We start from the raw sequence: 11,626 nt of genomic DNA on the forward strand, positions 1-11,626 counted from the left end.
AAGCCCCAGCCTAAAATTAACCCCCTCCGCCTCCGTTTTCCATCTTCCGTCTTCATCCTTTCGTCCTCTGATAACTGATGACCGACAACCGATGAGCATCCCCTTTCTCCCGACATCTGACGACCATTCCGATGTCCGCCCTCCGCTTTATTAACCAGCTGAATACTATCCCCATATAATAGGAAAAGCCAGAAGGAGAAAAAAGCATGAACCGCTTTTGCTTATATCCTTTCAAAATTCGGGAAGCCCAAAGCCAGAGGGGCATTCCCTGGAATATCAAACAGGTCAATGCCGCCAGCCTGTGGCCACGATCCCAGGGGGACGGAATGGTGGTGGCAGTGGTGGATAGCGGCCTGGATCTTAAGCATCCGGAGATTGCCGGGAGGGTAGTATCGCCCCGGAATTTTACTTCCGCAGGCAATCGCTCGGATCTACATGATGAAATTGGCCATGGTACCCATGTGGCTGGCATTGTAGCCGGAAAGACCTGTGGAGTAGCCCCGGGAGCCAGGATAATGCCGCTCAAGGTATTTGGTGATCAGAAGGCAGAGGAAAATATCCTGGAAGCTTTTAAATTCATACTGCAATACAACCAGAATGTGGCTGAAAAAGATCGCGTACTGGTGGTAAATTGCAGTTTTGGCAGCCCGCTTTATAATCCCCTTATGGCTTACTATATTCGCACTCTTACTAATTCCGGAGTAGCAGTAGTTGTAGCGGCCGGTAACGAGGGGGATGGCAAGCCGGACACCCAGGAGATTTTTTCTTATCCCGCCTATATTTATGAGGTTATTACCACCGGGGCCGTAAATCAGAACGGCAAGGCGGCCGGTTATTCCAATTCCTTTGACGGTATTGACCTGGCTGCGCCGGGTACCGACATATACTCGGCCTGGCCGGGTGGAGGATACAAACTGCTAAGTGGAACCAGTATGGCCGCACCCCATGTGAGCGGGGCCTATGCCTTGCTAGCTGCTTTATTCAGAAAGCGGGAAGGACGCTGGCCCAGCACGGATGAAGGTGAAAAGATTCTATTTCGACATATTCGCCAGGTCCCGCTTGATCCACTTCTGGTGGGGCGGGGGATGCTGGATCTTAACTGGGAAACAAGCCGCTGGCCCCTGTATCGGGTAGAACTGGGTGCTTTTTACCGGCGGGAAGAAGCCAAGGAAATGGCGCGAAAGGCCAGGGAGAACGGCTTTAATGTCAATATTACAAAATACTAACCTAATCCCCCATGGCCGCAACCTTAATAGTGACATTCGCAGGATGGAACACCAAGAGTACCCTTCAACCTTAATTAGCGCCCACAGGGAGCATCAGGCGTACCCGACAGGGTGCAGGATGAGGGCCACAACCACTGATTTAAAGTGGGTTAGTAGGGGCTTGAATAGTAAGATGCAGCAGGAAATAAATTAAACCCCTCACTCCTCACTTTTCTTACTAAATGAACCAGCACCTAAATTTATATATATTTTAGCTATGAATGCATAATTTGTTGCTTGATAGGCAATTATCTGAATTGGACAAAAGAGGGTTTATTAGAATGCTTTGCTTTGAGCTCACTTTGAATATTGAGATAGCTGCAAACATATAATAAATTAAATTTTAACGAGGAGACGCTTATGAATTATGGGTTTCGAATAGTAACAGACAGCGAAATTGATAACTTATTAATAAAGCTTGAAGAACGGCTAAAGTGGATTAAGCAGAAGGATTTTTCTTTTCAAGTTCAGAGCAGCTATAAAATGGAGCATTCAACATATATAGTCGATATATATTTGGAAGGGAATAAAAGGGATAAATTGTTCCGGGATGAAGATATCATTCATATATTTAAACACCAAATTGCCGAGGTTTTGGCCGAACATATAGTTTACGAATGGGAATCAAAACTGCTTTGGAAGGCTATTAACCGAAAGTACCGCTCAGCATTAAGAGAAGATAAAACAATTATTCATAATAAAGCCAGTGAATTTCTGTGCAAGTGTCACTATAATGAAAGCCTGAATCTCTTGATGGCTTATGGTCGCAAAAATCGCATTGCTCACCGTTTGTTTGACCAGATTGAAAATCATAAAACTTTAGTTATAGAAGGTTTTATTAATTTTTGCCTGCCGGAATATTTGGCAGAAATCAGATTTGCCGTGGAACTGGCCAGTGAAGAGTTGAAAAGCGAAAAGGAGTATAATGAATTTGTTAAACTCCTGCGTTATTTTGTGGAAACCCAGATGCCCAGAGTGCTGGAAGTAAATCTAATAATTACCGATAAAGGTAGATTCTACCTATGGGATGAGAACGGGATAAAGATTGAGGACAAATATATAAACTACTATCTGGACGATATCTTGCAAAATGAGATTAGTCTTGATGATGTGCTAATAAGTATACTGGTTACCATTGCACCTCGCAAGATTATACTACACAATACTGATGAGCTTTCTTGCAATGAACCGGTAAAGATGATTAAGAATGTTTTTCAAGAAAGAATTATTACTTGTCCGGGTTGTAAATATTGCCGACATGATGAAAAAAATTTGGTGCCAGGCACTTAAGTTGTTAAGTTATTGCTGATACCCTGCAGCTTGCTGCCAATCTTCCAAGCAATCAGCCTCTTGCTTCTCCTGCTTTATAGTTGATATCATCAACGCTGTGTTACCGGCATAGAGAGTACCCACCCCGAACCTTATTCCACAAAATCCTTTTGCCTCTTGCACTACTTCATAAAGGCGGAATTTATTGCGAGTAAGCCTGAAATCTGCTATATTTTTTAAAGTAAAATCGAATAAGGTGATAATATGATATGGCAAATAATTGCCATACCACTAATCAGTGCTGGTATTGGTTACATGACCAATGTTGTAGCCATTAGACTGCTGTTCTGGCCCAAAAAGCCCATAAGAATAATGTTTTTTGAAATATATGGTCTTTTGCCGAAAAGACAGGCGGAAATCGCGGCTCAACTGGGACAGTTGGTTGAGGAACAGCTTCTTTCCATAGATGATTTATTTGACCGTATTGATACCCCGGAGACCTATTCCCGGCTTAGTTCAGAACTCAGCCATATTGTCAGGGGAAAGCTTTATGCCCTGTTACCCCGCATAATACCAGGCAAAGTCAGTGCCTTGATTGTGGACAACCTTGATCGCATTCTGCAACAAGAAGCCCCGGCAATTTTTAAACAACTTCTGACTACGGGTCGAGACTACCTTAATGAAGAAGTGCAAATCAAGCAAATAGTGGAGAACCGGGTTATGGCACTGGATCTTGATGAATTGGAAATGATGATTAGGGGAGTATCCGGAACCGAGATAAGATTTATTGAATTACTGGGTGGCATCCTGGGCTTTATTATCGGTCTGGTTCAATTGTTTATAATATCCTTAACTACTTGAGGAACGAAATTTATTAGTAAGAAAAGTGAGGAGTGAGGGGTAAGGGGTGAGGGGTTTAAGTTATTTCCTACTGCATCTTACTATTCTAGCCCCTAATAACCACCTTTTCATCGGTGGTTGTGGCCCACATCCTGCACCCTGCACCCTGTCGGGTACGCCTGATGCTCCCTGCGGTCGCTATTAAGGTTGCGGGTACTCCTGGGTGTTCCACCCTGCGGTTGTCACTATTAAGGTTGCGGCCATGGGGGGTTAGTATGAGTGGGACAAGGGACCTGTCCCCATGTCCCATGATAGTGAGGCGTGAGCGTGATTAGTATAATTTGGGAGGAATTTAAATGATATCCATCAGATTGAAAGACGGGAGCCAGCGGGAATACCCGGAAGGCATAAGTCTTTTGCAGGTTGCGGAAGATATCAGCCCTAAACTGGCCAAAAATGCAATGGCGGCGGTTTTTAACGGCAAGATATCTGATTTGAATAGTCAGGTCAAGGAAGACGGTTGCCTGGAACTGCTTGATTTCGAAGATGAAAGAGCCCGTGAGGTTTACCGGCATTCTTCCGCTCATGTCATGGCCCAGGCGGTAAAAAGATTGTGGCCGGAGAGCAAGCTGGCTATTGGGCCGGCTATTGACAAGGGATTCTATTATGATTTTGACAGCGGACACACCTTTACTCCAGAGGATTTTGCCGCCATTGAAGAAGAAATGAAACGGATTATCAAAGCCGATTATCCCATAGTTAGAAAAGAACTGTCACGGGAAGAAGCCCTGCAGTTTTTTAGCGAGCGCAGCGAGGATTACAAGCTGGAACTGATTGAAGACCTTCCGGAAGATGCTGTAATCAGCACTTACCAGCAAGGTGAGTTTGTTGACCTCTGTGCTGGTCCGCATCTGCCTTCAACTGGTCGTTTGAAAGCCATAAAGGTCATGAGCCTGGCGGGGGCTTATTGGCGGGGAAGTGAGAGAAACCCCATGTTACAGAGGGTTTATGCTACTTCCTTTCCTAAAAAGTCTATGCTCGATGATTACCTGCAAAAATTGGAGGAAGCGAAAAAACGCGATCACCGGCGCCTGGGAAGGGAACTGGGCCTGTTTGTGGTTCTGGACGAAGGTCCAGGCTTTCCCTTTTTCCTGCCCAAAGGGATGGTTTTGCGTAATGAACTGGAGAATTTTTGGAGAGAGGAACACCGAAAAGCCGGTTACCAGGAGATACGCACCCCGATAATTCTTAGCCGGGAGCTGTGGGAGAGATCAGGACACTGGGATCACTATAAGGATAATATGTATTTTACCACCATTGACGAGGGCGATTACGCCATAAAACCGATGAATTGCCCGGGAGGCCTGCTGGTATATAAGCAAAACCTGCACAGCTACAAGGAACTCCCTTTGCGGATGGGGGAAATGGGGCTGGTACACCGGCATGAAATGTCCGGTGTCTTGCATGGACTGATGAGGGTGCGGGCCTTCACCCAGGATGATGCCCATATATTCATGTTACCGGAACAGATTATCGATGAGATCAAGGGTGTAATGGATCTGGTGGATCGTTTCTATAGTCTCTTTGGTTTTCCCTACCATGTAGAGCTTTCCACCAAACCAGAGAAAGCTATGGGCTCTGACGAAATTTGGGAAGTAGCTACCAATGCCTTGATTAAAGCCCTGGAGGAAAGGGGTATGGAGTACAAGGTTAATGAAGGGGATGGAGCTTTTTACGGACCCAAGATTGATTTCCATCTCCAGGATTCGCTGGATCGCACCTGGCAGTGTGGCACCATACAACTGGATTTTCAGATGCCGGAGAAATTCGATCTTACTTATGTGGGTGAGGATGGGGGGAAACACCGCCCGGTAATGATTCACCGGGTTATATATGGCAGCATTGAACGCTTCATTGGCATTTTAACTGAACATTTCGGCGGTGCCTTTCCGTTGTGGCTGGCACCGGTTCAGGTCCGGGTGCTTCCTATTACCCAGAGAAGCCAGGATTATGCTCGCCAGGTAGTTGCGGAACTGGAGCAGGCAGGCATAAGGGTAGAGGCTGATTTCCGCAGTGAAAAAATTGGCTACAAGATAAGGGAAGGGCAACTGCAGAAGATACCCTATCTCCTGGTTCTGGGCGACCGGGAGGCGGAAGAGGGCACGGTTTCGGTTCGTCATCGTAAAGAGGGGGATCTGGGTGCCAAACTTTTGGAGGAATTTAAACAAACAATTGTGAAAGAAATTAAGGATAAAGTTCTTTAGGCGACTTATTGCATAAAGTAGCCATTTATGTTATACTCCTTCTTGTATTTAAGCAGGAGCCTTGCTTCTCACCTTACAACTGTGGTTCGTAAGGTATTTGGATAAGCGGATACTTTGACAGGAAAATTAAATCCTGTTAAACAGTAAAAGCAATCCAACAAGCGGGTTTTTGCGACCCGCTTTTTTATTTTGATTAGGAGGTGGACTTCTCATCAGTAAGGATTTGAGGTTAAACGAAGAAATCCGGGTTAAGGAAGTAAGGCTCATTAGCGAAAGCGGTGAGCAATTGGGCATTGTTTCTATCCGCGAAGCCATGGATCTGGCTCAGGAAAAAGAGTTGGACCTGGTGGAGGTGGCTCCTTCCGCCAAGCCCCCAGTTTGCCGTTTAATGGACTATGGCAAGTATAGATTTGAACAGAGTAAGAGGGAAAAGGAAGCCCGTAAGAAACAAAGGATAATCTCTATTAAGGAAGTAAAAATGAGGCCCAATATAGAAGAACATGATTTTCAGGTTAAGGCTAAAAATGCCCGCAAATTCCTAAGTGGCGGGGATAAGGTTAAGTTAACCATTATGTTCAGGGGAAGAGAAATTACCCACCCGGATATTGGAGAAAAATTGTCTCTAAAACTTACTGAGCAATTATCCGATATATCAACGATAGAAAAAATGCCCAAGGTTGAAGGAAGAAACATGGTAACAATTCTTGTACCGAAGATGGAACAGGAGAAGAACGAGAAAAAGGATAAAAAGGAGGAAGCTTAATGCCCAAGATTAAAACCCACCGGGGTGCAGCCAAGAGATTCAAAAAAACCGGTACTGGAAAAATTAAGAGGTCAAAAGCCTATGCCAGTCATCTCCTGGGGGGTAAAAGTCCTAAAAGAAAGAGAAATCTACGCAAAGCCGGTCTGGTAAGCGAGGCGGAAACCAGAGGTATTTCCCGCTTAATCCCATATTAAATCCATATTGAGAGTTACAACAACGATGAAAAAATCAGTGGGTGCTTAAACGGGGAGATGTATTTAAGAATTATTTTAATCCCGCACTCCTTACCCCTTACTTTTTAATTAATTCTTAGGAGGTTTTGCTGATGCCAAGAGTAAAAGGTGGAGTCACTTCACATAAAAGACATAAGAAAATCTTAAAATTGGCCAAAGGGTACCGGGGCAGCAAATCCAAGCTCTACCGGGTAGCCAATGAACAGGTAATGAAGTCCGGGCAATATGCCTATATTCATAGGAGATTAAAGAAAAGGGACTTTCGCAAATTATGGATTGCTCGTATTAATGCTGCCGCCCGTAATAATGGCACTACCTACAGCAGAATGGTTCATGGTTTGAAAGTGGCCGGAGTCGACATAAACCGGAAATTATTGGCTGAACTGGCCATCAGTGATCCCCAGGGTTTCACCCAACTGGCCGAACTGGCCAAGAGAAGCGTGCAATAGAAGCAAAAAAATATGGCCCAGGGCCATATTTTTTTGCCCTTTTCGAAACTAATGGAGAGAAATCAGGTGAAGTTTTGCTGAGGATCTGCTCGAAGGATAATAAAAAAATTAAATATGCAGCCAGGTTGAAACAGAAAAGCTTCAGAAAGCAGGAAGCTTGTTTCCTTATTGAAGGCAAAAAAATGTTGGAAGAAGCCCTTAAACACCCGAAACTTCTGCGGCAGATTTTTATTGAAGCAGAGCTGGCCTCGGAATATACGGAACTTTACCAGCAGCACCCCGAATGGGAATGCTATGTGGTGGATAAACGACTGATGAAACATATTAGTGATACGGAAACACCACCCGGAATTGTTGCGCTTTGTCAAATCCCTTCCTGGTCGAGGGAAGAATTTTTGTCCCAAAATGCTTTTTTGCTTTATCTTGATCGTATAGCTGATCCCGGCAACCTGGGTACTATTATTCGTAGCGGATGGGCCCTGGGAGTTGATGGGATTCTACTCAGCCCTGAATCGGTTGATCCTTTCAGCCCGAAGGTAGTTCGAGCCAGTATGGGGGGTATTTTTAATATTCCGCTTTTACTTGATTTTTCAGTAGATGAATTAAAACGCTTAAAGCAGAATGCTTATACTTTTTTCTGTGCTTCATTGCAGGCCAGGCAGGAGATATTTTCCCTTGATTTTACAGGTCCGTCTTTACTGGCAATAGGAAGCGAATCACAGGGAGTGAGACCGGTTATAGAGGAGATTTGTGATTTCAACTGCAAAATACCCATCAAGCCCGGAGTTGATTCTTTGAATGCGGCGGTAGCCTGTGCTATAATTATAAACGAGGCGTGGAAACAGAGACAGGGTTTTATCTTGTCCTGACTTTATAAATATGATACAATCTCTAATAGTTCGGCCCTCATAATAACTTGAAGGGTGGACCCAGACGATGAATCCAGCTGATAATCTATGGCATCTTTTTGAACAATCCGGTTGTATACTGTATTATCTTCTTTATAAGATGTTTATAACTCAATAAATTAATCGCTGGGAACAGGACAAGTAACCTGCTGGAAGCCCTGCAGGGAGGCCGTATCAAAGACTGGAAGTATGGCCAGGAGGGAAAACAGGTGAATTCACCTGGGAGCAGTGGATTGAAATAGTAGTAGATCTCACCGGTAGCCACCGTTAAAGGGCAGCAAAGAGAATTAAGCCGCATTAATAGCGGTTTGATTAATCAGGGTGGTACCGCGGAACCAGGCTTTCGTCCCTATGGGGAGGAAGGTTTTTTTATTTTCTGCCAGGAGGTTTAGTTAATATGTTGAGGAAAATTGAAGAGATTAAGAACGAGTGCCAGGCCAGGCTATCCCAGGTTTCCAGTATGGAGGAGTTAAATGAATTTAGAATCAAGACCCTGGGGCGTAAAGGTGAAGTTACCCTATTATTGAGGGGACTAAAAGACCTGAGTGGGGAAGAAAAGGCCAGGGCCGGACGAGTAGCCAATGAACTTAAGCAAAACCTGGAGCAAATGCTAAGAGAGAAAATTGATGCTTTTAAACTTGATGAACTGGAGCAGAAATTGCTGCAGGAAAAAATCGATGTGACTTTGCCGGGACTTCCTCGACAGAGAGGTAGACAACATCCCCTTACGCAAATTACCCGGGAAATACAAGATATTTTTATCGGAATGGGTTTCACTGTGGCCGAGGGACCTGAAATAGAATTGGATTATTATAATTTTGAGGCTCTGAATGTACCACGGGATCATCCGGCCCGGGATATGCAGGATTCCTTTTATATCAGCGAAGAGCTGCTTTTACGGACCCATACCTCGCCGGTACAGGTACGAACTATGGAAAAAATGGCCCCACAGATTCCCATAAAAATAATCGTTCCCGGCAAAGTATACCGTAAGGATGATGATGCTACTCATTCCCCTATGTTTCATCAAGTGGAAGGCCTGGTAATTGGCCAAAGGATTACTTTCGCTCACCTTAAAGGGACCCTGGTTCGTTTTGCCCACCAGGTTTTTGGGGAAGATGTCACGGTCCGTTATCGCCCCAGTTTCTTTCCCTTTACCGAACCGAGCGCGGAAATGGACATTTCCTGCGTAATGTGCCAAGGAGAAGGTTGTCGGGTTTGTTCCCATACCGGTTGGCTGGAGATACTGGGAGCTGGAATGGTTAACCCTCGGGTGTTGCAATACGGAGGTTATGACCCGGAAGAGGTTACGGGATTTGCCTTTGGCATGGGTATTGAGCGTATAGCCATGTTGAAATATGGAATCAATGATTTACGCTTGTTTTTTGAAAATGATAAGAGATTTTTGGCCCAATTTTAGCATGGATGCACAGTTTAAATTTAATTTCCCGGAATGATAGTTTTAAATGCTGAGTACCGGGAGAAGGACTTTTTTTATTAATCATGGTTGAATTAGGAGGCTAAGATATGGGAGTATCCTTGAACTGGTTGAAAAAATATGTAGATATTGACTGGAGCCCGGAAGAGTTGGCACAGCGCCTTACTATGGCGGGAGTTGCCGTAGAGGGATGGCAGGAACAAGGCGGTGACACGGTTCTTGAACTGGATTTGACTCCTAACCGGGGTGATTGTTTGGGTTTGATAAACCTGGCCCGGGAAGTTTCCGCTCTGAACGGCCAGGAATTGAGAATTCCCGAAATACAGATTAAGCCTGCAGCGGAGAAGGTTGAGGATTACATAAAGGTAGAAATTACTGCCCGTGACCTTTGTCCTCGTTATGCTGCCCGACTGGTGAAGAATGTTAGTATCAAGGAATCGCCGGAATGGATGCAAGAAGCCCTGATTAATTCTGGTATCCGTCCCATAAACAACATAGTGGACATTACCAATTATGTGATGCTCGAGACCAACCAGCCATTACATGCCTTTGACTATAATCTCCTGGGGGACGAGAAAAGAATACTGGTCAGGCGGGCTGGAGACGGCGAAAAGTTTACTACCCTGGACGGAGTGGAAAGGGTACTGGATGCGGAGATGCTGGTTATCACTGACGGTCGCAAGGCAGTAGCTCTCGCCGGTATTATGGGGGGAGCGAATAGTGAGATCCAGGATGATACTTGCGATGTTTTGTTGGAATCAGCCAATTTTCAAGATACCAGTATTCGCAAAACATCGAAAAGGCTGGGCTTGAGAAGTGATTCCTCAATCCGTTTTGAAAAAGGAGCAGATATTGAAGGATTGATATATGCTTTAAATCGTGCTGCCGCTCTGATACAGGATTTAGCCGGGGGGCAGGTACTGGAGGGGATATGTGACATTTATCCTGAGCCCCGAACGCCAATAACGCTCACTTTGCGTCCGGAAAGGGTTAATTACCTGCTGGGCACCGATATAAATCCAGATGAAATAAAGCAATACCTGCAAAGACTAAAATTTAACCTTAAAGAGCAAGACAAGCAGTTTTTGGTTGATATTCCTTTCTATCGCCCGGATATTCAAATGGAGGTAGATTTGATTGAAGAAGTAGCCCGGCTTTATGGCTATGGTAATATACCTGCTGGCCTGCCTGGAGGCGAAAGCAGTGGCGGATTAAATCCCTACCAAAAATTTCGCCAAAGGCTTAATGAGTTTATGGCTCAAAGTCTATCTGAGGTAGTCAACTATAGTTTTATCAACCCCAAGGATTTTGACCGGCTTCTTTTACCAGCAGACAGTCCACTACGAAATGTAGTTAAGATTGCCAATCCTCTTTCGGAAGAACAGAGTGTTATGCGCAGCTTGCTACTGCCAGGATTATTAGAGACGATAAAACGGAACCTGGCAAGAAAGAACCAGGATCTGGCCTTTTTTGAGATGGGGCAGGTCTTTATTCCAACCAACGAGCTTTTGCCTTTGGAGAAATTGTACCTGGGAGCCATAGTAACCGGGAAAAGCGAGCCCAACTGGTTGAAACAGCAGGTGGAATTAGATTTCTTCTTTTTGAAAGGGATAATGGAAGATCTGCTGCAAGAGCTGGGGATAAGTGATTATGAATTCAAGGAAACCCAAAATCCTTCCTATCATCCGGGAAGAACTGCATCCCTTGAGGTGAAGGGTCAGGAGATAGCGGTAATCGGGGAGCTTCATCCCCTGGTATTGGAAAACTATGATATCAAGGAAAGAGCTTCGGCCTTTGAATTAGATGTAGAAAAGCTGTTCACTTTGCTGGGTGCAGCCAGTAAAATGGAATCCATCAGCCGCTACCCGGCAGTAGAAAGAGATATTGCTATACTCCTGGATCAGGAAATCAAAGCATCACAGGTGTTAAGCGTTATTAAGGGGATGAACAATCCGTTGCTTTACGATCTCAAGCTTTTTGACCTGTATTCAGGAACCCAGGTGACAAAAGGCCAAAAGAGCGTAGCTTTTAAAGCCATATTCCAATCTGCTGAGAGAACCCTGACCGATGCTGAAGTTAACCACAGTATGGATAGTATTCTGGAACAACTGAAGAAGCAGCTAGGAGCTGTTTTGAGATAGCTTAGAAAGCTTGTCAGACGTCAAGCGTCGGACGTCAGAAGGGGGAAATCCAGCAG

General features: G+C 44.8%; 10 protein-coding genes and 1 other annotated feature. All 10 genes read left to right on the plus strand.

Annotation, left to right across the window (positions count from 1 at the left end):
- The first annotated feature begins 206 nt into the window (after positions 1–206).
- The 10 genes from SWOL_RS05525 to pheT all read left to right on the plus strand — a co-directional run bounded on the left by SWOL_RS05525 (position 207) and on the right by pheT (position 11,570).
- Positions 207–1,226, plus strand: coding sequence for a S8 family peptidase (locus SWOL_RS05525; RefSeq protein ID WP_011640500.1), 1,020 nt, complete (start codon positions 207–209; stop codon positions 1,224–1,226).
- A 399-nt stretch (positions 1,227–1,625) separates the two neighbouring features.
- Positions 1,626–2,555, plus strand: a complete 930-nt coding sequence (gene ytxC, locus SWOL_RS05535; RefSeq protein WP_011640501.1) for a putative sporulation protein YtxC — start codon at positions 1,626–1,628, stop codon at positions 2,553–2,555.
- 243 nt (positions 2,556–2,798) lie between these two features.
- Positions 2,799–3,395, plus strand: a complete 597-nt coding sequence (locus SWOL_RS05545; RefSeq protein WP_011640502.1) for a DUF445 domain-containing protein — start codon at positions 2,799–2,801, stop codon at positions 3,393–3,395.
- Between the two features lie 335 nt (positions 3,396–3,730).
- The gene (gene thrS, locus SWOL_RS05550) at positions 3,731–5,638 is read left to right on the plus strand and encodes a threonine--tRNA ligase (protein WP_011640503.1); all 1,908 of its coding nucleotides are present in this window, start codon (positions 3,731–3,733) and stop codon (positions 5,636–5,638) included.
- A gap of 223 nt (positions 5,639–5,861) precedes the next feature.
- On the plus strand, positions 5,862–6,401 hold the full coding sequence (gene infC, locus SWOL_RS05555) for a translation initiation factor IF-3 (RefSeq protein ID WP_011640504.1): 540 nt from the start codon (positions 5,862–5,864) through the stop codon (positions 6,399–6,401).
- Positions 6,401–6,595, plus strand: coding sequence for a 50S ribosomal protein L35 (gene rpmI, locus SWOL_RS05560; protein WP_011640505.1), 195 nt, complete (start codon positions 6,401–6,403; stop codon positions 6,593–6,595). The genes infC and rpmI overlap by 1 nt, the downstream gene beginning before the upstream one ends.
- A gap of 131 nt (positions 6,596–6,726) precedes the next feature.
- Entirely contained in the window at positions 6,727–7,083 is a 357-nt protein-coding gene (rplT, locus tag SWOL_RS05565) for a 50S ribosomal protein L20 (RefSeq protein WP_011640506.1), read from the plus strand.
- A gap of 74 nt (positions 7,084–7,157) precedes the next feature.
- Entirely contained in the window at positions 7,158–7,952 is a 795-nt protein-coding gene (locus SWOL_RS05570) for a TrmH family RNA methyltransferase (RefSeq protein ID WP_011640507.1), read from the plus strand.
- 158 nt (positions 7,953–8,110) lie between these two features.
- Positions 8,111–8,345, plus strand: a binding site (T-box leader).
- A 43-nt stretch (positions 8,346–8,388) separates the two neighbouring features.
- Entirely contained in the window at positions 8,389–9,411 is a 1,023-nt protein-coding gene (gene pheS / locus SWOL_RS05575; RefSeq protein ID WP_011640508.1) for a phenylalanine--tRNA ligase subunit alpha, read from the plus strand.
- Positions 9,412–9,518: 107 nt separating this feature from the next.
- On the plus strand, positions 9,519–11,570 hold the full coding sequence (gene pheT, locus SWOL_RS05580) for a phenylalanine--tRNA ligase subunit beta (protein ID WP_011640509.1): 2,052 nt from the start codon (positions 9,519–9,521) through the stop codon (positions 11,568–11,570).
- The last annotated feature ends 56 nt before the right edge of the window (positions 11,571–11,626 follow it).

The sequence above is a fragment of the Syntrophomonas wolfei subsp. wolfei str. Goettingen G311 genome (assembly GCF_000014725.1).
Lineage (GTDB): Bacteria > Bacillota > Syntrophomonadia > Syntrophomonadales > Syntrophomonadaceae > Syntrophomonas > Syntrophomonas wolfei.

Coding starts and splice junctions, on each gene's coding strand:
- SWOL_RS05545 (WP_011640502.1), top strand. CDS start 2,799: ATGATATGGCAAATAATTGCCATACCACTAATCAGTGCTGGTATTGGT.
- rpmI (WP_011640505.1), top strand. CDS start 6,401: ATGCCCAAGATTAAAACCCACCGGGGTGCAGCCAAGAGATTCAAAAAA.
- pheS (WP_011640508.1), top strand. CDS start 8,389: ATGTTGAGGAAAATTGAAGAGATTAAGAACGAGTGCCAGGCCAGGCTA.
- pheT (WP_011640509.1), top strand. CDS start 9,519: ATGGGAGTATCCTTGAACTGGTTGAAAAAATATGTAGATATTGACTGG.
- thrS (WP_011640503.1), top strand. CDS start 3,731: ATGATATCCATCAGATTGAAAGACGGGAGCCAGCGGGAATACCCGGAA.
- rplT (WP_011640506.1), top strand. CDS start 6,727: ATGCCAAGAGTAAAAGGTGGAGTCACTTCACATAAAAGACATAAGAAA.
- ytxC (WP_011640501.1), top strand. CDS start 1,626: ATGAATTATGGGTTTCGAATAGTAACAGACAGCGAAATTGATAACTTA.
- SWOL_RS05525 (WP_011640500.1), top strand. CDS start 207: ATGAACCGCTTTTGCTTATATCCTTTCAAAATTCGGGAAGCCCAAAGC.